The following is a 21,997-nucleotide window of genomic DNA, read 5'->3' as shown; positions in this document are numbered from 1 at the left end:
TTTTATTCCCCCCGGTAATAGTTATGCAAAAACATACCAGGATCTACAGCTTGTAAATCATCATAGTTATGTTGAATTTGTCGTAGGCCTTGGGTATCTGTCCAGGCAATTTTGCCTTCGCTTAATACTTCAAGTTCATCGAGCTTTTCAGTTAAGCCAGTAGTTGTAAGTCGGAATACTTTGCCTGGCGAGCCAACTTCATTTAGTAATGTATCAAAAGATAAGGTATTGTTATTGTTTATCTTTTTTCCTGTCTTATCGAATTGTGATCTCTTCATATAGTCGATCACTGTATAAGCAAACACTTCTACAGGTAAGGACTTCTGCGCTTTCAATTCTGCTCGATAATCTTTTGCGGATTCTTGAGAAATTAGTCCCAATTCAGTGAAAGGAGAGGTAAAACTATCTTCGTTCACTTTCGACGCTGATGTTGCCTTCGCTGAGTACATCTGAAATAGACAGTCGATGTCCTTTTTCAGTGTTGCTTCCGTCAGTTCTTTTTCATGATGAGCTAAAGAAATCAAAATATCTTTTGATAACTGAATCTTATCGATGCGTACGCCATTGAAATAATTAAAGAACCAACGAGCAGTGTTGAGGTCTGAGTCTTGAGTGTTAATTGATTGAGCTAGCCAATGAAGGAGCCATACCGTACCAACCTTATCTAAAAACTCATCATACGCATCATCCCCCACGAATAACTTTTTAGCTAAATCCGTCAGTTCGTATTGCTGAGTTTTTTTATCAGTACAAGTCACCAAGTTGAGCGTTTTAACCCAATGCCTTACTGATAGCACCATGTTTTTACCCATCCCCATTGAGATCATCTGATCTTCAATGTTGTCTTTGCTCGACAGGGAATGACCTTTCATAACTTCTTGAATTATTTTGTAAATCCAACCGTATCGAATAGGGAAAGTTTGATGCCCGGAAAATTTCAGGTTACTTGTCTCAATGCTCAATGTTGTTACCTTGCTTTCTGATTTGGAGATTTTATCCAAACAGCGATTCTACAGCATATCGAGTCAAGATCTAGAGGTGAAGGAATGTAAATGAAATCTTTAATTTGTAGAACAGTGAGTTGTATCAAGAAAGATGCACTTTAACTGATTGATTTGTATATATGCTACTATATTATTAGTTTTAATAATCAGCAGTACGGTATCTTTGATGGTATCACTATACTCTGAATAGAGTAAATAAGTTATTGTCGTCAGTGGAATAAACGAGTGTTAAAACAAATCATTGAAAACTTATCATCGAGCGATAAGTTCAGCCTTTTGAATCAAACTCAAAAAGACTATGTAGCAAATGTGAGTGGAGAACTTCAATCAGAGCTTGATTTAGCAAATATGCTTTATGAGTCGGCTGGCTTGAAACTACTCTTTGAAGAAAGTTCTAGGGATCTTCTATTGCAGAGAATGACACCGGAACAAGTAAAGGAAATTATTGAAAACGTAAATATTCAAGGAATTGAGTATAATGAAAGCGATATTCCTCAAAATTATGAGATTTTACGTGAGATAGCTGAGCATTTTCCTAATGACTTTTATAAAGCTTTAGGAATTGGTGAAGTTGTAGAACAGTTTGATTCTCTTAAGGAAAAAGTCCAAGGGACAAGGCAAGCGAACGTTGATTACCCTTTATATGATTACCAGATTGATTGCGCTGATCGTATTCAATGTCTTATCCAATCTGATGACATTAAAAGGGCTTTACTACATTTACCTACTGGGGCGGGTAAAACACGAACGGCAATGAATATTGTCTCTTCTTACTTACGTTCGAATCCAAATAGTTTAGTTGTATGGTTGGCTGATACTAAAGAACTGTGTGAGCAAGCTTGTGATGAGTTTTTAAAAGCTTGGAGTCGTATTGGTAACCATAACCTTCCTGTCTATTCGTTTTATGGTGATTCAGAGTTGTCTATTAGCGGGATTACTCGAGGCTTCTTAGTTGCAGGTTTACAGAAGTTGCATAGCTTGGGGAGAAAGGATGCGGGGGCATTGCAATTCGTCTATGAGCAGTTAAGGAAGAATACATCACTCGTTATATTTGATGAAGCACATATAGCTATTGCTCCAACGTATAAGAGTATTGTTGATAACTTTTTAAACCATTCCGAGAATAACGCTTTTCTAGTGGGACTATCAGCTACGCCTGGACGAGTCTTAGGTGATGATCAAAATCTTATAGAAGAAAATAAACGTTTAAGCGATTTTTTTGAAAACAATAAAATCACTATGAAGGTTCGTGGTTATCTTTCGCCATTAGATTATTTAGTTGATGAGGGCTATTTAGCTAAAGCTGAGTTTAAACAACTTGACTATGACGATTTAAGCTTACAGTTACCTTGCGAACCCGAAAATGCAAAGGTAGATAATAGTGACGTTCTCAAAGCTTTATCTCTTAACAATAACCGGAATAAAAAACTGTTAGAAACAATTGAAGCCGAGTTAATAAATCAATCTCAGATCATAGTCTTTGCTTGTACGGTTGAGCATGCGAATGAACTAGCGATGATTCTCACTGCGAAAGGGGTAGCCTGTCGAAGCATTGATGGGAAAACTCCTAAAGTAGAACGAGCAGTCGCGATTAGTGATTATAGAAATAAGAAGATAAACGTATTAATAAACTATGGCGTTTTAACTGCCGGCTTTGATGCTCCATGCACTAATGTTGCGATTATTGCGAGACCGACAAATTCCTTAGTTCAGTATTCTCAAATGGCAGGAAGAGCTATGCGAGGAATAAGAAGTGGAGGTAATGAACAGTGTCGAGTTTATACCGTAAATGACAATATCCCCGAGTTTCGTAGTGTTTGTAGAGCATTCGAATATTGGGACCAAATGTGGAAACCGGAATAAGTACTTATGATGAATACACAACAAAATAATGACAAACCGTTTATTCGCGGATCCGTAGCTATTGAGTCTATGAGAGACAATGGCTATAAAAACGCAGCATATGCATTGGCTGAGTTGATAGACAACAGCATCCAGGCTGGTGCAGAAAATGTAAAGTTACTGTGCTTTGAAAAAGTCGATTCATCAGGAGCAAGAAATACTCGTAGAATTAACCGCATAGGTATTTTCGATACGGGTAAAGGAATGAATAAAGATGTTCTTCACTTAGCCTTAGAGTTTGGCGGCTCTAAAAATCGTGATGAGCCTGAAGGTATGGGGAAATTTGGTATGGGGTTGCCTAACTCCAGTATTTCACAATGTAAGCGTGTTGAAGTTTGGAGTTGGCAGAAAGGTTCATCGCCATGTTACACCTATTTAGATATTGATGAGATGAAACATGGTGACCTTGAGTCGATTCCATACCCGGTAGAAAAACCTATCCCTCTAGAGTATAAGTCGATCATTGAAGGTGACAGACTGCCTGAGTCCGGTACTTTTATACTGTGGAGTAGCTTAGACCGTTTACAGTGGAAAACGGCAGCGTCTATTTACAAACATTCTGAAATGTTAGTTGGAAGAATGTACCGTAAATTTATATCAGAAGGTAAAGTTAAAATTAATTTTGAACCGTATCTGTGGAACGAAGCTAATAATAAATATCTACCATCAGAGAACCCAAAAGCTGCAGAGTTTAGGGCCAATGATCCACTTTATTTAAGCGCTAATACATCACTTCCTGAGTTACCTTCACCTATGCAAGGTGAAGTTCCGTTTGAGATAAAGCAAAGAGAAGTGGTTGAAATACCATTTGAAGGTCAGGTTTATAACGTAGAAATTATTGTTTCTATGATCAAAAGCGAAGTAGCTAATGCGATTAAAAAATCTCCCAATGTTAAAGGTAATACTTTAGGTAAAACGATGTGGGGCATTCATATGGCAACCAATATCGGCGTATCTATTGTACGTGCAGGCCGTGAATTAGAAACAAGGTTTGATTTTTTAAGTCGCGAATCATCTCTTCAGTATAAGAACCGGTTTATGGGTGCCGAAGTTCGCTTCCCTCCAGGTTTAGATAAAGTGTTTGGGGTTCTGAATAACAAGCAAGCTGCTGTCAACTTTGAATATATGGATGTTGATGCTGATGCTGAAAAACAGGGGTTTGAAACAGCTGAAGAATACTTGCAAGACCTTGAAGAAAATAATGATCCAAAAGTAAAGTTGTATCAGGTATCAAAAAAGCTGTGGAATGCGATTAAAGAAGTTGAGAAAGATATAAGGGCTCTTTCTGTGGAAATTACTGGGCCACAAACAGATGGTGCAATTGTGCGACCTAGAGCAGAAACAATAATTGAAAGTATAAATAATAGAAGGAGTGAAGAAGGTAAAGGTCCAGAGCCGGATCAACCAATTCAGCCGTCAGATAAACCAGAGATTATAAAAGCTATTAAACGCGATCCTTCCGTGACAGAGCCTGAAGCTCAAAATATTGTCGATAATATTATAAAAAATGGTGAGCATTTTAAGATTCAAGAGATCTCGGTAGCGCAAAATATCTTTTTTGATGTTAGCAGATATCAAGGATTAACACTGCTACAACTGAATAAGAATCATCCATTTTATGAAAAGTTAATTCAGAATGCAGAGCAAAAACAAAAGGATATTTTACAAGTGTGTCTTGGTGCATGGGCTAGAATGGAAAATGAAGCTCTATCTGAACGTTCAGTGAAACAACTAGAGTTTGCGCGCCAGCTTTGGGGACAAATGCTGCACGAATATCTGAGTGATGACGAGTAGAAGGTAGAAAAGGCCAAAATAAATTGTTCTATTTTGGCCTTTATGGAACGTAAATGAGTACAAATTTGAAATATGCCATGGAATTGATTCAATCCCATGTAGATAGTATTCAGAAAGAGTTAGACGTGACAAAAGTTGCGCTGGATGAGAGAACCCATCAGTTAGACCAAGAGATAACAAGAAATCTAAAGTTAAACGCAGAACTTGAAAAGCTGAGAGGTGACTTTGCGAGATTATATTTAGATCTTAATAGTCAAAGACGGACGAATATTTTAAATAAAAGTAATCGGGTCGGTGATGCTTTGTCTAACCTAGCTACTCAAGAAGCAAAAAAACGCGAATATATGCCCTCTCAGCTGGAGTTAGAAGTATCTTCAAATACGGTAGAAAAAGCCAACGCTGATGTTTCAGCACTAAAAGAACATCTCGAACATCCAGATGTTTTCAATCTAACGGGATTAGATGAAGTCTATAAAACGGTGTTACTAAAAACTAAACATTTGCATAAATTCTTAGTCTCTCGCCTTGATATCCCTCGACCAAAACTGACCTTATGCTTAACGGATGAAGAAGTTGAAATTTTTCTACTAGCCAAAAGAGAAGTGATAAGCAACCTCTTACCAACAAACCATTCTGATTCAGCTGAAGAAATTCCACTGGAGAATCAAAAAGATAATACACAAAATCAGTTGTCTGATGACTATGTGACAAAAAGCTCTGTAGTTAAAACCTTTTCACCAGGTAAAAGTGAAGTATTCAGTAATCCCGGGCCTATGAGTTCTTCTGATCCAGTCAATGAGTATCTGACAGATACAAGTAGCAACCTTTATAGTGAAGCTCTTTATGTAACCAAAAACTCTCTGCTTTGTGATATTGAACTCCCCGATTCTTTGCAGGAAATAGCAATATTAACAATAGATATATTTGGTAAGTTAACAGATGTTTCCCAAGTCATAGGCCTCTCACCTAAAGATAAGCAGAGATACAATAAACCTGTCGCGATTACTTTGTCTGCTTTACAGGCTCATTTAAAGAAAAGAATAAAGGCTAAATCTAGCTTAAAACTTAATTTTCCCCCTAATGAACCTATGACTCAGCCTAAAAATAGAGATCCCCTTGAGGTTCTTGGGTCGGTTCAGAGTTACATAACTCAACGAGGAAAATTACTAACAGGATGGTTTATTGATTTCCTACCCAGGAATATTATTGAATCCATTGACCCATATACTTTTTCTGTTAGAGGCAGTTTCTTTGTTCGTGAAAGGCATTTAGATCAACTGATTAAAACTATTACCGAGTGGGATGAAAATCTAGGTGTAAATAGGAAAGATAGCCAATCGACTGCAGAGCCACAACAGGACAGCCTTTCGGATAGAGAAGACTCTGCCCAGATACTCAATACTGAAGTTAAGGTGTTAGACGAACACTTCACCTTTAAATTTTGTAACCTCAAAGATGAACAGCTATTTTCTTTTAACTCGGAAGATCAAAGCATCATTTCATTCAATCTGCATCATCAGTATATAAAAAAGACTTCCACTCAATTAGGCGGAAATTTCTGGGAATCTCTTAAGATGTTTATTGCTCTTTGGGCTAAAACAAAAATGTATAAGTTACCGGTAAAGGCGAACGAAAACAGCCAAATTGCAAAAGCTGGTTTTATGAAGAGCTTGAAAGAGTGTGATGAGAAAACCAAACAATATACTACTGAGTTTACCGAACTTCCTCTTTCTGTTTTGTTTGATTATCGTATAACACAATCAGGTGTTATTGTCTTAGTTAATGTTTCCCATCCGTTTAATGAAGCTTATGTTCACACCTTGACCGATATTGAGAAACACATTTTTATTCAGATATACGCTGCATGGCTTTTTGCAGAGAGAAGTTCGTTATCAAATAGTGTAGAAAACGCGTTAAAAGGTACTAGAGAAATGTTAGGGTTATATTTCTATCATCTAGTAGATGAAATCAATCATGGTGAGGACCTTTTTAGTGCCTGTTAATTTAATGCTAGGTGAGCAGTTATCGAATGAGTTGAAAATTAGTTTTGATACAGCAAATAAGATCACGATTATCAGTGCATATTTAACTCAACCTGCTGTAGATTTTCTGTTTGATTCTGCTCCATTAGGTGTTGATATCAATGTCGTTTGTCGGGCTCGGCCTCAAGACCTTGTAACTGGTTCATGTGATTTACAAGCATTGAAAGTTCTTCATTATAGTGGTGTTAAGTGTTTCATCAGTCGTGATTTGCATGCAAAGCTATACATAGTTGATGAATCTATTGGTTTTATAGGAAGTGCAAATTTTACCAGTAATGGTCTAAAGCTTTCAGGTTATGGGAACTTGGAGCTAGCTACTCGTTTAGACTTGACCAAGAAAGACATCGATTTGGTTACTCAAATTCGTGATGATGCAGTACCCGTTACCAGTGAGTTGTTAAAGCAGTTAGAGGCGTATTTGTTACAGGCGGATAAAACCGATGATCAATTGACACACGAGTGGTGGGATGAACTTCTAGAGTTGTCGTCATATAACTATACAGATGGTTTATATGTTATGGACTTGCCTTGGAGTACTCCTGATGAGAGTTCATATTTAGCTGATTCTGAATCATTCTTGCATGATCAAGATGTGTTTAGATTAGGTTTGCCGAAACAAAGAACGCAGTTAGCGTTTCTCAACAGCAAAGTGTTTCATTTTATTCAACAAAAACTGTTGCAGGAAGAGTCTAAAGAAGCTTATTTTGGTATGGTAACGTCTTGGGTTCACGACGCTTTGAAAGATGATGTTCTTCCATATCGGCGAGAAATAAAAGATTATATATCTAACCTGTTTGATTACTTTCAGCTTTATGCGTCAGATAAGTTTGAGATAGACCGCCCTAATTACAGTCAACGTATTACTTTAATCAGTCATGAATAACTACTTCGATTATGCAGCATCAACACCCGTCTCTTCTTCTGTTTTAGACGCTATGTCCCCATGGCAAAGTGAAAGCTATGCCAACCCTTCTGCAGCACATTCTGAGGCAGAAAAGGCCACTAAAGCGATTCAACAAGCAAGAGAGGCCATCGCGGAAAAGATCGGTGCGATGCCTAGTGAAATTATTTTTACCAGTGGTGCAAGTGAGTCAAACAACCTAGCGATTAAAGGCGTGGCTTTTAAGTACCTGGAAGATAAAGGTCACATCATCACCTCTTCTATTGAGCATAAATGTATTTTAAACACTTGTGGCTTTTTGGAAGATATCGGGTTCGAAGTGACTTATTTGAAGCCCAATCGTGACGGCATCATTTCTGCTGAGTCTGTTGCGAATGTAATTCAGCCTAATACTCTGTTGATCTCTATTCATCATGTGAATAACGAGTTGGGTTGCGTGCAGCCTATCGATGAAATTGGTGAAGTTGCCTTTGATAACAACATTCCATTTCATACCGATGCGGCGCAAAGCTTCTGTAAGCTAGATATTGATGTCGATGACATGAACATCGATATGTTGTCGCTCTCTGGCCATAAAATTTATGGTCCTAAAGGCATTGGTGTGTTGTACGTACGTGATGCCCGAGATACTGAGCTAATTCCACTCATCCATGGTGGCGGTCAGGAATTAGGAATCCGAGGGGGGACATCCCCTACCCCACTTATTGTCGGTTTAGGCTCTGCTGTTGAACATTTCCCGATAGAGCCAAGTGAGCAGCAAAGTGAATTTGAAAAAATCATTAGCAAATATCATTACTGTCGCAACGGTGGCAGTGATCACGTTGCTACAATTTGGAACATTACTTTTAGTGATGACGATGAGGTAAAACGCTTTCTTAAAGAGCAAGCTTGGCTGATTTCTCAAGGATCGGCTTGTAATGCGCTTTCTAATACACCCTCTCATGTATTGACCGCAATCGGATTAAGAGAAGAGGAAGCCAGAAGAACTTTCAGAATAAGCCTTCCTCCTTATTACTTTAAATTTTTATAAGCTTGTAACCAGAAATTTGTCTATTTGCTAGTTGTAATTTTTCTTCAAAGTGTTGCCGAGAGATTATTGTTTCGTTTTGGTTGTCTGTGCCTAAGAGCTTTGATATTTGTATATCAAATCTCTTTTGTTTTTCAAATTGAATGTGTTCTGTTTCTAGGAAAATATGCTTGTTCAACAGAGGTGGCCTGCGTTCTTCAACCACATAGTCAAAGAAATCGATATCCTGTTCGGCCATTTTGATCTTAATTCTTTCAACTAAGAAAGGTACGGATTTTTCAAAATCATCATAAGCGGTGAGAGTCAGCTTGCCTGATGTAATGTGGATTTTGATTAGATCTATATCGTCATCAAGCTCACCATACATTTGTAAACCTGCGCCAACGTATACTCTCAGTAGTAGGGGAAGGTCATCAATATAATCACGATGGAAGATCAGCGAGTGCCCTTCATTAAGTAAACTTGCAGCGAGCTGTGAATGTGCTTTTTCACATTGTTTATTGATTAGCTCTGTATCTGCAATAGCAAATAGTAGCTCAGCAGCTAAGTTAATTGCTGTTTTGTAATCAGTGAAGAGGGCTTTTATGTCTCTTTTGAGTGATTCTAGTTGCTGGGTGTATGGCTTTCTTTTTTCGAATAGACCCATAGCAAAGTAAAGCAGTAGATCTTCTTTACGGCTTTTTTCCGCTTGTTCAAACTCTTTGGTATCAAACAGTTCTTGAAGTAGGGTAAATACCTTTTTATGAGATCCTATCAGTTCTCGAACTTTGTCTGATTGCTCAAATTCATCGTTGGCTGGTATTCGGCCAAGTTCTAAGCATACGTTCCAGAACTCATTGAACAGTTCTTGGTTTTGAGTAATGAGCAGTTTTGCTTTGTCTTTCGATTCTACGGGCTCTGGGGAGGTGAGTTGCTGCCATTTGTGGTGTCGCTTGTATTTGCTCTGCAGGTATAACTGCTCTTCAATTTTATCTTTGAATACGTAGAAAATACCTGGGGCTACGGTTATAGCCTCTTCTTGTAGGGACCTTTCTATGTAGTTTTTGATTTCAGATTGTGCATAGTATTTTTGAAAGGTATTACGAGAGGTTATCACACCATCTTTGTATGGCTTGAACTGAGCTATGTAATTTTCGTTAGCTAGCATTACGGATACTACAAGAAACTTATCGGAGAGTTCCCAAGCACCTAACAATGCTTCCAATCGTTCGTCCTGATCTTCAATGACATTAAGCACAAAACCTAAGTTAACAATATCTGAATTTACTTTGTCGTTATCAGGTTGAAAGTTCGGATCCCAACCTAACGCATCAAGACCATGCGCTTCGAGTTCTCGTAAGTCATCGCCACGTCCGCAACCATAATCAAATATGGAATAAGAGCCCTCAAGGTACCCATGTTTAACTAAGCTTTTCATGGGAGCAGAAAGCTCATGTCTGACTATTGCAGTTTTATGCCTATCAATACCGGATTCATCCGTTTGTGGTATTGAGGAGCTACGAAATAGCCGACCATCGACTAATTCATATCCATGACGGGCAATGACGTTCTCCCAAGAGTTTTTAAAACCAATGAGACGACTATTCTCATACAGTCCGGCATTTTCTCCTTCTTGTGTTAGGGATACAAAATGGCCGTAATAGTCGCTGTTTGGCAGAATCATAGTTTCTTTGCGATGTAGTATCGGTGGGTTTTCGGTCTCTTCGTAACTTGTAATTTTATGGCTTAGCTTTGTAAGGTCTACGTTGAGGCTTTGTCTAAGAGACGGGTAGGAATCGTTATAGAAGTTAGGGTAATGCAGTAAGGATAGTCGAAATTCCTTTTTAAATAATTTTACTAGATTCCAACTATCATCATCTAGGTTTACTGCTTTTGCTACAGCGGGAATAAATTGACTTAGATTTTTAGGAAGAGCAGAAAATGCATCTCTATGAAGATAAACAGCATCAGGGAGATGTTTCCCTAAATTGATTTGAGATACCAATTGTTTAAACAGCTCTTCGTTCATTACTTTTCCCTAGTTATGTTTTTAACGATTATAAATCATCAAATAGGGTAGGTGTGGCTGCGCCTTTTGCACTTCTGTCATTAACACGAACTCCGTCACTACGAGTTTTTCTGATTAAGGCATAACGAGAGTTATCAGAACCAATACTGATGTGTAATGGTTTATCAACCCCGTAAAAATACAGTCTATCGAACTCTAGGTTTTCACAGATAAACTTCGCGACTTCGTGCATACGTTGTTCAAAGCCTTCTACAAAAAAATCACAAGCGGCGCCATCCCGCTTACAAATTCTATTTCCACGCGAGTTTACTTCCATAGAGGCATGTTGATCGATATCCGGCGCCATATCACCCGGAGAGTGCTTTAGGATGTGACGCAAAAGGGGATGGCTCGTAAAGCCATAGGTTATACGGGGAGCTCCGAGGGAATTATGTATAGGAGTTAGAATGTTTTGTTTTAGCTCCTCCAACTGCATTAGCGATGCTGATGAAGGTGTGTTGCTCCCTTGGTAATCAGAGTGTTTCGTTAAATACCAATTTATAACATCCATGTTCAAGTCCCTTTAAACAAAAAGGGCAGTAACATTACTGCTACTGCCCTTTCCAAACGTTTGGTGGGCTGGCGTAAGTTGATCTTGGTCGTTAATTTGTTGATTTTATTTAATATTGTTCAGTTTAATTTTTTACGGTGTACCTTGTGGTGTACCTATTGCTTACTATAACGATGAATCTATACTTTAGTCTCGCTTCAGAAGAGGTCTTCCAAAAGTTTTTGTTTCAAATATTTTATCCAAATTTGTAACCTTCTTTTTCTGCTCCGATGGCATTGTAAGAGAGTCGTCGTTGGAATCTTGACCTACATTGCCCTCTTTAGCATTTTTTCGATTTTCCAACTCTCTATCGATCAACTTTTTAAGCTTGGCCTTGATCTCGTTTCTTCCATCGCTGCCAGTAAGCTCGATCAACTTAGCCCAATCCACCTCACTGAATGTTAGTGTTTTTTCTTCTTTAGTTTTGAAGGCGTTGCTTTGTGAAGATGAAGACTTAGCTTTTCTTGAAAACGAATCAGTGAGTTCTTTTACAACTTTTTTAAATGTTGTAGCCTCGCTACTTTTTTCACTCAAATCATCAGGTGAGGTTGTTGCGCAAAGTACGTCAAAAATGCACATAATGGTATGTTTTTGTTTAATGGAATCATTAGTTGTGTTTAAGCCGGTTCCTGGATACTTTTTCATCAAGTAATGGTAATACCAAGCGTTCAATTTTTCATCGTTTGAGTTAAACACGTTCCACTCTGTGTTTACGTAACGACAACTCAATTGGTAGAGACTTTCTATATCATTAATTATTTCTAGCATTACTCTTTGGTCGTCTACATGACAAGAAACAGCAATATACTCAAGTGTTCTGGCGATACTATCCTGAGCTGGTGATGTTTTGTTTGGACAAATGTTTTTTAGAGCTGCAAGGAAATGTGGCTGGTTGGCATAGTCGAAGGCCATTTGAGCGAATTTACTGAGTTTGTGCTTATCAGTATCAGTATCTTTTGTTGACTTTGCTGTTTTAAAGTCAATTTTTGTTTTTTTGAAGTCAACCGATGTTACAGGGTAAGACAAGTCAGTAATGTTGTTATTGATAACAGCGCGCATCAATACTGAGAAAAAATATAGTGGCCTTGGTTCAGATAACCATTCTATCTGTTTACTAATATCCCCTCTTATTTGCTGAGCGCGTGAAAATAAAGAGCTAATGAAATCATCCAAATCTTCATTTTCATATTCAGTTAAATCATCTCCTTCTAAGTATTTATATTCAATGTCGAGCTTGTCTCTAATTAATTCTTTTAATATTAATTGTAGGCTTGATTTGTTCCTATTGCTTAAATCAATCACCTCATCTCTTTTATTTTCTAATTCCCATTTAATTATATAAATATAAAGTTTCAGGTCTTCTTCTGATGAGTTTTTAATCAGCTCTAAATATCTTCTAGTACTCATGGTCATTCGTTTGTGCAAGATTTTTGTCGGTCTAGTGTAGGAGAAATGTAGGAGAATTGATAGTTTTACAACTATAAATTGTGGGTTTTATGTTGGTTGCTGGTGGGTTTTTTGCTGGTTTTTCTATAAGGTTTCAGATTAAACTCAGGATCGATGATTTCGAATGTCATTTAGCAGTGTTCAAAAAGTGGACAGGCCATCCACATCTGATATATGACATAAGTTATTTTTCACTTTGAGTGGATTTAATATAAAGCATCTCTGGTAAATAATCAAATTAACGATTTGATATAAACTGAATGGGATGTCATCCTCTGGTTGTAGTGGGTGTTTTTTAATGAATTTAAAATCCAAGGTGATAAGTTTCGAGTGAAAGGAAACATGATTATTTTTATCCTTAAGTCTGTTTTGTTTGATTTTTGCGTAAAAGGACTACTATTTTTATAAAAAGGGGATTGGTTTTTGTGGCAAGGTCGTTTTGATGTCATGAGGATATGTTGGTATAGGTAATATACATAACTACCAACTACTAAAATTTACGTTACTCCCTGTGTGTATGAGAGACACACGAATAGGGATAACAACACCATGAATCACCAGTACACATCTGAAGACAAGTTCAATAACTACGACCTACCTCAACCAACGAAACGAAAGCAACGATTCTTCTATCGTAAGTTTTACCTCTACAAAATTTCTCAATTGATAGAGAAAGCATTGAAGTATCATCCTAGGCTATCCGTCTTTCGGATAGACCTACACTTACCCGAAGATTTCGATGATGCAGACTCGAAAGTCATCACTCGATTCTTCAAATCCCTAAATGCCAAATTAGACGTAGATATAAAACGTAAAGAGAAAAGCTGGGGAAGGGGTTTAAAGAACAAGACCAGTTACATCTGGGCAAAAGAGAAGAATACCTCTGAGCAGTACCACTACCATGTTGCACTCTTCCTGAACAAAGATATCTATTATCAACTCGGGGATGTAGGGGCGTCAGACGGCTCTCTAGCCGACTTGATTAAGCAAGCATGGTGCAGTGCAATCAAACAGGAGAAACCAGCACTAGTTCATTTCTGCAAGAATGGTGTGTATCGCTTAAACCTGAAAGCATCGGATATTGAACAATCGAAGAATGAGCTATTCAAAAGGGTGTGCTATTTCGCGAAACCTAATTCAAAGGTATACGGAGGGACGATGAGAAACTTCGCTACTAGCTCTTGATACACTTAAAAATAACGGTAGTAACAGTTCCTGTGGGAATCACACCAAACCACAGGAACCAATCATGATTCATCAACTCAACGTAGCTCATCAAAGAGCCCACACTATCATTCATGACAGAACCTTCAATGGGAAACCACTCTACTACTTTGAGAATGGTCTCGTCCTCGAATACCTAGAGGGTATAGACCGAGTGCTGACTGAAGCTCTAAACCAATATCCAAGAATCTATGCTGTTCACATCAACCTAAATCTACCGAGTGACTTCGGGGGTGATTACCTAACGGTGTTTACCCATTTCTTTCGTATTTTAGAATCGGAGACTAACGAGCTCTGTAAGGACAAATACACCGACAGAACTTATCAATACCAGCAAACGGTCATTCGCTATATCTGGGCGAAGGAAAGTGAATCCACCAGAGAGCACCATCATCTTATCTTGCTCTTTGATAGGGATCTCTTTCAAAACTTCGGTACTGGTCGAGAGGGGTGGGGTCGTTTTCTCTACAAAAAAGTGAGGAAGACATGGGATAGGGTGGTTGAAGCTTATTACAGCCAACCATGCTCTGGATTAGCCTACTCTCCTACGAATGAAGGTTTTGAGCTGTTGTCTGACGCTGAAGTGTTCTCGTTACAGTTAAACGAGTTCTTCTATCGAATCAGTCGTCTCGCGAAACCCATTGCCAACCAAAACGACCAACGCAACAAGAGCTTTGGTTGCAGTCACGACTCACCTTAAAAAAATACAGCGCGAGTAATGCCTATGTCATTCACACACAAAAGGCATTATTCATGGCGAATAGAACCTACCTCCCAAGCATTACCCTTGATAGAACTTTTGAAGATTACCCGCTGTATTACAGCGACAAGGGGTTATACGAGTCAGTACTGACCTCAATGGTCGATGTCTTTGAACAGGCACTCAGTCAGTTTGACATCGCTCTCGCCACACGTTTGGACTTGTTTTTGCCAGAAGACCATCAAGATACCGACCTCAGTATCCTCAACGATTACTTTAATCTGCTTAAAGAAAAGCTTGATACGGATTCTCTGTTCTATGTATGGCGTAAGCGGGAAGACAAGGTGCCATCCCACAACTATCGCGTGATGCTGTTTACTGACTATAGCCAGCACTTTGGTCCCGCTATTTGTTGGGACAAGCGCAATGAATTGGTCGGGCACCTTAAAATGGCTTGGCAAGAAGCGATAGAAAAGCACTACAGCGGCGAAGCGCGTTCATTGGTGTTTCTCAATGACCGAGGCAATTATGGGGTGGGGACTCGTTGTCGTAGCAAAGACGTCAACATAAAGAACACTGTCTTCCACCGCATGAGCAGTCTTGCTGAAGCGTGGGAAGAAAAGCGTTACTGCTTTGGCTCTAGCTTGGAATAGACCGACTGCATTTTTTTACAATGGCGGCTTATCACATGGGTATATACAAAGCAGGAGACGATTCCCAGTGAAAATGAAATTTCTACGACTTAAAGACGTGATGTCACTAACAGGGCTAGGCCGCTCCACTATCTACAAGTTCATGGCTGATGAAACCGATTTTCCGAAGAGTGTCCCACTCGGTGGACGTGCCGTGGCTTGGGTCGAAAGTGAAATCGAGGAATGGATGGAATCGCGTCTGAGTATGCGAGACAACCAAGAATCCTTTCAGTAACACAAACAGCAATTACATCATCAACGGGGCGCTGGCTAAGCAAAGTCATGCGCCCTTTTTACAATTAGAGAGAGATAAAAAAAATGAGTTATTCAATTTACGTAGACGGCGCTGCACCAAACAACCAACACGGATGTACACGAGGAGGTATCGGGCTGGTGGTCATGGATGAAGACAACGAGATTGTTCATGAAGAGAGCTTTACCATCAATCGAAAAACCGACAATGCTGAGCTGGAACTACTGGCCTTAATTGAAGCATTGGAATACGCAGAAGATGGGGACGTTATCTATTCGGACAGCGATTACTGTGTGAAAGGTTTCAACATCTGGATGGACGATTGGAAAGACCGAGGTTGGCGCCGTGCGGATAAGAAACCCGTCAAGAACCGTCATCTGTGGCAACAAGTGGATGAACTGAGTTCCAGGAAGTATGTTGAAGTTGAAAAGGTAAAAGCACACTCCGGTGTTGAAGGGAATGAGAGAGCTGACTTGTTAGCGGTTGAAGCCGCGGCGTTATAAGGTCAGTGGCACGCAGCTTGTGGGATGTACCCCACAAGCTGTCATTCTTATTTATCATTAGTATTGCTGGCTTCGACAGTTTCTCTTAACGTTTCGGTATTGCCTAAGGAACGAGTTATCTCTAATGCTCAACGAAAAGTTTAGAATGCCCGTTATCAAGTTGGGCAACCCATTTCTACCTTCGCCTGATGAAGTCTCAGGGTTTTTGGGACTCCCTGTTTCTCCAAGAGAAAAATAAAGTGGTTAAATGTGTCAGTGGTAAAGAGTAAGCTGCCGACAGACCGCACGTTGGATAACATTAGCAAGGATGGAATACGATGGACATCGATACGTCAGTTTGCTTGGCAATTAGCGAAAGTGTTTGCAATACCAAGAGCGTTTAAGTTGTATGGCTAGCGAAGCGCTGATGTTTGCTATTTCATCTTAAGTTCGGAGCTTGCTAGGTCAATCTCCGGACGTTCGCCTGTAAATAGCGTTCAAAGTCACACAGCGATAAAGGCGGACTATAGTAATAGCCTTGGTGCGTGTCACATCCGTGCTCTCGAAGAAAAGCGGCTTGCGCATGTGTCTCAACACCCTCAGCAATAACATCGATGCCCAATGCTTTGGCCATGGCAATGGTCGCGGTGACAATGGATTGGTCGTTAGGGTTATCTTCAAGCTCTGAGACAAAGGAGCGATCGATTTTAATCTGACTTATAGGCAGACGCTTGAGATACTGCAAAGAGGAATAGCCCGTACCAAAATCGTCTAATGAAAAAATGATGCCACGCACTTTTAAGGCCTGCATGTGGGCGATAGTCAGTTCAATGTCATCGACTAGCAGGGTTTCAGTGAGCTCGAGCTTTAACGTACCAGGTAAAATCGGATAACGTTCAAGAACCGATTCGACTTTCGTCACGAAATCTGGGTGCGTGAACTGTTTGTAGCTCACATTGACAGACAAAGTCAGATATTGGAAGTCAGATTGCCAACGCGAGAGTTGAAGGCAAGCTTGTTCTAGTACCCAATCCCCGATACTAATGATCAGTCCCGTTTCTTCCGCAAGTGGAATGAAGTCATCAGGTGCGATAAGTCCATGTTCTGGATGGAACCACCGAATCAGGGCCTCCGCGCCAATAGTTAGATGGGTGCCATGGACTTGAGGTTGATAAAACAATGCCAGCTGATTGAGTTCTAGGGCTTGGCGCAGTGACGACTCAAGATGGAGTCTTTGCAATAGCTTGTCTTGTATCGTGCTATGGTACAAATGTGACACATTTTTTCCGTCGTGCTTGGCGTACGTTAACGCCATCCCTGCTCGATCAATGAGCTCCTCAGCGCCAACGGAATTGTCATTAAAAAGCGCCATCCCGATACTGGCGCTGTTGACAAACTTATGTTCGTCGATGGTATAAGGTTGTGCCAACGTCTCTAGGAGCTGAGTGCTCCATTGGTCGACTTGTTCGAGGGCTAGAGGATATTTTTCAGGTAAGCCACAAAGTATCAACATGAATTCGTCATGTCCGATGCGCGCTAACGTATCCTGGGGGCGAAGAAGCGCACAGATACGCTTTGTGATGAGCATCAGCAATGTATCGCCACATGGGTGACCATAAAGGTCAATGATTTTTTTAAAATCATCGATATCAATGTGAAGAACTGCGCAGTAAGAGCGACGATGTGCGAGAGAGTCGCATTGCTGAGTTAACTTATCCAATAACCAACGCCGGTTCGGTAGTGACGTCAGTGGGTCAAAGTAGGCGAGTTGGGTAATGGTTTCCTCGCTCTCTTTACGACTCGTGATATCTTGAATGAAGCCGGACAATCGCTCAGGCTCGCCGGACTTGAGGTAATGCACCTGTCCACGACACTCAATCCAACGGCGCTCCCCATCACTCTGGCGAGTGACTGGACACTCTAGGAAGAAGTCTTCGCCCGTCTCAAAGCAGCGCTGCCGAGCGGCTATGAAGTCGGGCATGAAGTCTTCATCGATGACGGATTTTAGGGTGTCAAGGCCTGGGGGGCAGGTCCTTTCTAATCCGAGCAAGTCATAAATTTGCGGTGACCACTGAGATCGAGTGCCCTCATAAGGGGATGACCAGTGCCCGATTTGAGCGTAATCCATGGCATCGTGAAGCCGGCGCTCACTGTCTCTGAGTCGCTCGAAGGTATGTTGGTGTGAATGCAGTTCACTGAGTATTGGGATCGCGACGTCGGCGAGGCGTTGTGAAGCGAATACAATTAATGATGTCATGGGCTCGGTTGGTGTAGACGGCTTTTGCGACGCAGAAAGCCAGCGAATCCATAAAGTGAGCGCCGCCAACAGTTGCTGTTGCTCTGTGCTCTTTTCTATTAAGGTGTGAAAGGCACGTAACGTGGAGCGGAAATTTTGATAAGCGTCGGGGTTAAGCGCCATTGCCTGCTCAGCATGGCTAAAAAAGTGAGTGAGTGCGTTTAAGAGCTTTTCATCGCGTTGCGCTTCGATAAGGCACCGAGCTACGTCATCAAAAGGGCGCGTTTGAGGTATCGTGGGGTAATCTTCAGCAGTAAGTCTGCCTTGTTGGCCCTCAAAACTTAACGAACGGTTACGATGGGGCTGCGTCATCACTGCGGGGAAAACCTCTCTTACTTCATGTCTAACATCGCTCGTATTTATGTCAATCATACTCAGGTTGTGTTGACAGTCAACGCGTCACGGGTACACACCGATTGATATCACCTTATATTGGGTAAGTTTTACGCACAACGTTTCATTTTTAAGAGGTAGTAGTCTCATTAATCGATAGCGGTGTTAGATGATTGTCGAATGTAATTTGACCGCCTACGGTTTGTCGAAAGTAGTCAGTTTGGTACACCAAGCTAACATCGCTCGAACACATCGCAAGTTTGCGCCAATTCTGCATCGCCAAGTACAGTCAGATTGGCATCGCATTAGTGTCGTTGATTCGCCAACGAATCGCTCTTACTAAGCGTAGACCATATTTGACAATATTATGGGCGGTCCACCTTTACTTGGTTTCGTCCGTTATGTTTTGCGTCATAGAGCGCGCGATCGGCTCTCTTCAGAACATCGGAGACTTGTGTTTCGTCAGTGTCTAGGCTGGCGACTCCGATGCTGATGGTAACGGACTTCGTAACGTCTAGTGCTAGATTCGCGATGCGTGATCTTAAGGTGTTGGCGAGGTGCGAGGCACCGGTAAGGTCAGTGGACGGGCAGACAATTAAAAATTCCTCCCCACCCCAACGGCCTAACACGTCAGTTTGGCGTAGGGTGTTACGAAGTGTGTTGGCAATGGCTCGTAATGTGTTGTCGCCCACATCATGTCCATACGTATCATTGATGACCTTGAAGTGATCGATGTCGATGAGGATAACCGAAAATGGGTGCCCATAACGTTGCCCTTTTTGAAATTCTTGGTTGAGTACACGATCGAGTTCCCGACGGTTATAGACATCGGTTAGTGGATCGGTCACCGACAGCTGTCTTAACTTGGCTTCGAGTATGACTCGATCGGTAACATCCTCGATGACGGCTTGAACAGCTGGCTCTCCATCCCATTCAATCAAGTTGTCGTAGACGCGAAAGTAACGAATCTCTCCATCAAAACATCGATTTTTCACAACCGTCTTGGCCCCGGATAAACGGCCACTAATGAGTGATTGATAACGTGACTGAGCGTTGGCGTGCTCCTCCTCAGGTAGTAAAGTGAGTAAGTTGACATCACGGAGTACGGCGTCGATGGAGGGGGCGCGCATCAAGTCAACCCAAGCTTGATTGACAAATATGGGTTTAAAGTCTCGGTGGACGCTAATGCCTTGCCCTGACTTGGTGATCAGCTGTTTGAATTTTCGCTCATTTTCTTGAAGTTGCAGTTGGGCTCGTTCTTGCGCTGAGAGATCGATAACCGTGACTTGTAAAGCGGGTTTTCCGTTCCACTCAATCACGTGATCGATGGCAAACACTGAGAATTCCCGACCGTTGCGATCGCGATTACGAAAGGTTCTCCCTCGGGGAAGAACGTCACCTTTGAGCGTTTGATGATAGTTGTCGATCGCTTGGGGATGGTAAGAGGGATCAATCAAGTCAAGAAAGGAGTCTATTGAGTTGAGGAGTTCAGAGGCGCTAGAGTAGCCATACAGGTGCGCGTAGTATTCATTGACGAATACGGTCTCTAAATCTTGGATAATGATGATGCCATATTGGGTATCAATGGTTAACTTTGGCATGGCTGTCCTCGTACTCATTGTGCACAAGCGTGCAAGCGGACATTTATTATACGATCGCACGGGTAGCGGCGCTATAGCCCTAGTGGCACTTATTTCACGTATGTTGATAAGTATATAGTTGAACGCCTTATAATAACCATTAAAGAGCAGTATGTTTGGATGCATAACTTCGGCTCTTTAGGTGAAGCTCGCTTTGCCATCGTCTACAACAACGAGCGTCCACATCAGGCGCTTAAGATGAAAACACCTGCTGAGGTATATGCTTTAGCGGCTTAGATTGTCCAATTTTAACTGGGTCATTACATCAGCTCTAAAGGTGATCTCCCTAGATATCAGAGATACTTCCAAGAAGTGGACGATGCCGATTAGAAACTGGCGACAAGCTCTAAACCGCTTTATGATTATGTTCGAAGACCGACTGACTGAATACATGTAACCCCCGACAGTTACACAGAACTATTTACAGGGTCTAGTAGTTCTTTCTCTGATATCTACACGACAAGTCGTTACCAGCGTTACGCTCCCTAGGCTGCTATAGCAGCCTAGGTTTGCTTCTATTTTTTGCTTGGCGGGTTGTTGGTGCGCCCACCACCTGAAGGATTCGATGTGCCATTTTTAGTCGGCCATAGTGGACTATTGTTTCCTGATAGTTGTTTATTTCCCATGAGTACGAGTGACTAAGTGCTTTTTCGTTGATGTCCAATATAGATATGTATGGTACCAGCTTCAATAACCCCCCTCTGTATTGACTGGTACTTGATATAGTTAACTCGCTTTTTACTGATAACATATACCTTCAAATAGATGCGTTAAGGCAAAAAAAGAATGGGGAGCAATCACGCTCTCCACTGTCGTTTTTTACTGCTGCTGTTGGCATTAACATTACTTGTTTTAATGATTTTACTGCCTTCGGGCATTGTGATGTCTGGAAAAGAAAGGCTGGCGTAGAGCCGATAAAGCAGATTAAGAATCGACGCTTATGGCAGGCAGTCGATGAGCTGCGTTCTGGCAAGTATGTCGAAGTCGAAAAGGTGAGAGCGCATTCTGGTGTAAGAGGGAATGAGATAGCGGATTCGCTAGCTGTTGATGCAACTAGAAGTGATATAGATTCATGTAACAGTGCGGCTTGTAGGCATAATCCAACATGCCGCTATTGCCGATTATTTGCGTTTTTGTAGATAACATATATCTGACGGTAGATGCGATAAAGATAAAAATGAGGATTCAACGTTGCCTTCTATTAAACGGTTATCTATAGAGCTATCAAGTAGGGTTGTAATATAAGCACTTGATTTTATGACGCATACTCCTATTTCAATAAAAACCAATTGCAGGTTAGGTCTATGCTCTACGTTGTGATCTGTATCTGATCGTCCTTAAAACGTTAGATGCATGCAAAATTGGCTGTAATAGGACGTAATGAAAAAATAGACGCTTCATATTGCATCTTTTGGGGAGAGAAGAATTTTGCCCAGCGTTTTAGCCATCAGGGTAAGAAGACGCATCCGACTTTTGTCTATGGCAGGAATGTAGATAAAATGTTTCTCGATACTCCGTCACAATCATCAAGTAACGATCAAGGCAAAATGCGATGATAGTTAGTCTGTTATACAGTTAGTCGCATTTGTTCATGAGTACGGTATAGTTACATCGTAATGCTTGCTATTACATATTTTTTAGTTCATTTAGAATGATTATTCTTC

The 21,997-nt window shown here is 40.8% G+C and carries 18 protein-coding genes and 2 pseudogenes; 14 read left to right on the top strand and 6 right to left on the bottom strand.

Annotated features, from left to right (window positions below):
• Positions 1-2 precede the first annotated feature (2 nt).
• The gene (locus tag L3V23_RS18245; RefSeq protein WP_237292713.1) at positions 3-962 is read right to left on the bottom strand and encodes a DUF4007 family protein; all 960 of its coding nucleotides are present in this window, start codon (positions 960-962) and stop codon (positions 3-5) included.
• A gap of 267 nt (positions 963-1,229) precedes the next feature.
• On the opposite strand from L3V23_RS18245, the gene L3V23_RS18240 reads away from it, so the two are divergent.
• Genes L3V23_RS18240 through L3V23_RS18220 form a run of 5 tightly spaced genes read left to right on the top strand, consistent with a single transcriptional unit; the run spans position 1,230 to position 8,673 of the window.
• Entirely contained in the window at positions 1,230-2,867 is a 1,638-nt protein-coding gene (locus L3V23_RS18240; RefSeq protein ID WP_237292711.1) for a DEAD/DEAH box helicase, read from the top strand.
• Between the two features lie 6 nt (positions 2,868-2,873).
• Positions 2,874-4,700 (top strand): ATP-binding protein, encoded by a 1,827-nt coding sequence (locus L3V23_RS18235; protein WP_237292709.1) that lies wholly within the window; start codon positions 2,874-2,876, stop codon positions 4,698-4,700.
• A gap of 53 nt (positions 4,701-4,753) precedes the next feature.
• On the top strand, positions 4,754-6,703 hold the full coding sequence (locus L3V23_RS18230; RefSeq protein WP_237292707.1) for a hypothetical protein: 1,950 nt from the start codon (positions 4,754-4,756) through the stop codon (positions 6,701-6,703).
• Positions 6,693-7,625: a phospholipase D-like domain-containing protein gene (locus L3V23_RS18225; RefSeq protein WP_237292705.1), complete on the top strand. Its 933-nt coding sequence runs from the start codon at positions 6,693-6,695 to the stop codon at positions 7,623-7,625. Before L3V23_RS18230 ends, L3V23_RS18225 begins: the two co-directional genes overlap by 11 nt.
• A complete protein-coding gene (locus tag L3V23_RS18220) occupies positions 7,618-8,673 on the top strand; it encodes a cysteine desulfurase family protein (RefSeq protein ID WP_237292704.1) in 1,056 nt (351 codons plus the stop codon). The genes L3V23_RS18225 and L3V23_RS18220 overlap by 8 nt, the downstream gene beginning before the upstream one ends.
• Here L3V23_RS18220 and L3V23_RS18215 read toward each other — a convergent pair.
• The 3 genes from L3V23_RS18215 to L3V23_RS18205 all read right to left on the bottom strand — a co-directional run bounded on the left by L3V23_RS18215 (position 8,660) and on the right by L3V23_RS18205 (position 12,674).
• Positions 8,660-10,678 (bottom strand): DNA phosphorothioation-associated putative methyltransferase, encoded by a 2,019-nt coding sequence (locus L3V23_RS18215; RefSeq protein WP_237292702.1) that lies wholly within the window; start codon positions 10,676-10,678, stop codon positions 8,660-8,662. The genes L3V23_RS18220 and L3V23_RS18215 overlap by 14 nt on opposite strands.
• 28 nt (positions 10,679-10,706) lie before the next feature.
• Positions 10,707-11,228 (bottom strand): hypothetical protein, encoded by a 522-nt coding sequence (locus L3V23_RS18210; RefSeq protein ID WP_237292700.1) that lies wholly within the window; start codon positions 11,226-11,228, stop codon positions 10,707-10,709.
• Between the two features lie 186 nt (positions 11,229-11,414).
• On the bottom strand, positions 11,415-12,674 hold the full coding sequence (locus L3V23_RS18205; RefSeq protein ID WP_237292698.1) for a hypothetical protein: 1,260 nt from the start codon (positions 12,672-12,674) through the stop codon (positions 11,415-11,417).
• Between the two features lie 588 nt (positions 12,675-13,262).
• Between L3V23_RS18205 and L3V23_RS18200 the strand changes: the two genes are divergently transcribed.
• The 5 genes from L3V23_RS18200 (at position 13,263) to L3V23_RS18180 (ending at position 16,085) form a co-directional block, all read left to right on the top strand.
• Positions 13,263-13,898 carry an inovirus Gp2 family protein gene (locus L3V23_RS18200; protein ID WP_080532520.1) on the top strand — a complete coding sequence of 212 codons (636 nt, stop codon included), beginning with the start codon at positions 13,263-13,265 and terminating at the stop codon, positions 13,896-13,898.
• A gap of 64 nt (positions 13,899-13,962) precedes the next feature.
• Positions 13,963-14,637, top strand: a complete 675-nt coding sequence (locus L3V23_RS18195; RefSeq protein ID WP_237292696.1) for an inovirus Gp2 family protein — start codon at positions 13,963-13,965, stop codon at positions 14,635-14,637.
• A 53-nt stretch (positions 14,638-14,690) separates the two neighbouring features.
• Positions 14,691-15,290, top strand: coding sequence for an inovirus Gp2 family protein (locus L3V23_RS18190; RefSeq protein ID WP_237292695.1), 600 nt, complete (start codon positions 14,691-14,693; stop codon positions 15,288-15,290).
• A gap of 73 nt (positions 15,291-15,363) precedes the next feature.
• A complete protein-coding gene (locus L3V23_RS18185; RefSeq protein ID WP_179876748.1) occupies positions 15,364-15,564 on the top strand; it encodes an AlpA family transcriptional regulator in 201 nt (66 codons plus the stop codon).
• Between the two features lie 83 nt (positions 15,565-15,647).
• Positions 15,648-16,085 carry a ribonuclease HI gene (locus L3V23_RS18180; RefSeq protein ID WP_237292694.1) on the top strand — a complete coding sequence of 146 codons (438 nt, stop codon included), beginning with the start codon at positions 15,648-15,650 and terminating at the stop codon, positions 16,083-16,085.
• A gap of 439 nt (positions 16,086-16,524) precedes the next feature.
• Here the strand turns inward: L3V23_RS18180 and L3V23_RS18175 are convergent, their stop codons facing one another.
• Entirely contained in the window at positions 16,525-18,672 is a 2,148-nt protein-coding gene (locus tag L3V23_RS18175) for a bifunctional diguanylate cyclase/phosphodiesterase (protein ID WP_237292693.1), read from the bottom strand.
• A gap of 190 nt (positions 18,673-18,862) precedes the next feature.
• Here L3V23_RS18175 and L3V23_RS18170 point away from each other — a divergent pair, with 190 nt between their 5' ends.
• On the top strand, positions 18,863-19,036 hold the full coding sequence (locus tag L3V23_RS18170; RefSeq protein WP_237292692.1) for a hypothetical protein: 174 nt from the start codon (positions 18,863-18,865) through the stop codon (positions 19,034-19,036).
• A gap of 22 nt (positions 19,037-19,058) precedes the next feature.
• Here the strand turns inward: L3V23_RS18170 and L3V23_RS18165 are convergent, their stop codons facing one another.
• Positions 19,059-20,294 (bottom strand): sensor domain-containing diguanylate cyclase, encoded by a 1,236-nt coding sequence (locus L3V23_RS18165; RefSeq protein WP_237292691.1) that lies wholly within the window; start codon positions 20,292-20,294, stop codon positions 19,059-19,061.
• 114 nt (positions 20,295-20,408) lie between these two features.
• On the opposite strand from L3V23_RS18165, the gene L3V23_RS18160 reads away from it, so the two are divergent.
• From L3V23_RS18160 to L3V23_RS18150, 3 genes and pseudogenes are all read left to right on the top strand, one after another.
• Positions 20,409-20,570: an integrase core domain-containing protein gene (locus L3V23_RS18160; RefSeq protein ID WP_102969538.1), complete on the top strand. Its 162-nt coding sequence runs from the start codon at positions 20,409-20,411 to the stop codon at positions 20,568-20,570.
• Between the two features lie 28 nt (positions 20,571-20,598).
• Positions 20,599-20,730, top strand: a pseudogene (locus tag L3V23_RS18155) (IS256 family transposase); the annotation flags it as partial.
• 496 nt (positions 20,731-21,226) lie between these two features.
• Positions 21,227-21,397 (top strand): annotated as a pseudogene (locus L3V23_RS18150) (RNase H family protein); the annotation flags it as partial.
• Positions 21,398-21,997: the final 600 nt, after the last annotated feature.

Source organism: Vibrio sp. A1-b2 (genome assembly GCF_021726015.1).
Taxonomy (GTDB): Bacteria; Pseudomonadota; Gammaproteobacteria; order Enterobacterales; family Vibrionaceae; genus Vibrio; species Vibrio diazotrophicus.
This window is presented reverse-complemented; position numbering and strand designations above follow the sequence as displayed.

Excerpts from the sequence above, each read along its gene's own strand:
- L3V23_RS18235 (WP_237292709.1), top strand. The coding sequence starts at position 2,874 with ATGATGAATACACAACAAAATAATGACAAACCGTTTATTCGCGGATCC.
- L3V23_RS18230 (WP_237292707.1), top strand. The coding sequence starts at position 4,754 with ATGAGTACAAATTTGAAATATGCCATGGAATTGATTCAATCCCATGTA.
- L3V23_RS18220 (WP_237292704.1), top strand. The coding sequence starts at position 7,618 with ATGAATAACTACTTCGATTATGCAGCATCAACACCCGTCTCTTCTTCT.
- L3V23_RS18215 (WP_237292702.1), bottom strand. The coding sequence starts at position 10,678 with ATGAACGAAGAGCTGTTTAAACAATTGGTATCTCAAATCAATTTAGGG.
- L3V23_RS18210 (WP_237292700.1), bottom strand. The coding sequence starts at position 11,228 with ATGGATGTTATAAATTGGTATTTAACGAAACACTCTGATTACCAAGGG.
- L3V23_RS18205 (WP_237292698.1), bottom strand. The coding sequence starts at position 12,674 with ATGAGTACTAGAAGATATTTAGAGCTGATTAAAAACTCATCAGAAGAA.
- L3V23_RS18200 (WP_080532520.1), top strand. The coding sequence starts at position 13,263 with ATGAATCACCAGTACACATCTGAAGACAAGTTCAATAACTACGACCTA.
- L3V23_RS18195 (WP_237292696.1), top strand. The coding sequence starts at position 13,963 with ATGATTCATCAACTCAACGTAGCTCATCAAAGAGCCCACACTATCATT.
- L3V23_RS18190 (WP_237292695.1), top strand. The coding sequence starts at position 14,691 with ATGGCGAATAGAACCTACCTCCCAAGCATTACCCTTGATAGAACTTTT.
- L3V23_RS18185 (WP_179876748.1), top strand. The coding sequence starts at position 15,364 with ATGAAATTTCTACGACTTAAAGACGTGATGTCACTAACAGGGCTAGGC.
- L3V23_RS18180 (WP_237292694.1), top strand. The coding sequence starts at position 15,648 with ATGAGTTATTCAATTTACGTAGACGGCGCTGCACCAAACAACCAACAC.
- L3V23_RS18175 (WP_237292693.1), bottom strand. The coding sequence starts at position 18,672 with ATGACGCAGCCCCATCGTAACCGTTCGTTAAGTTTTGAGGGCCAACAA.
- L3V23_RS18170 (WP_237292692.1), top strand. The coding sequence starts at position 18,863 with ATGATTGTCGAATGTAATTTGACCGCCTACGGTTTGTCGAAAGTAGTC.
- L3V23_RS18165 (WP_237292691.1), bottom strand. The coding sequence starts at position 20,294 with ATGCCAAAGTTAACCATTGATACCCAATATGGCATCATCATTATCCAA.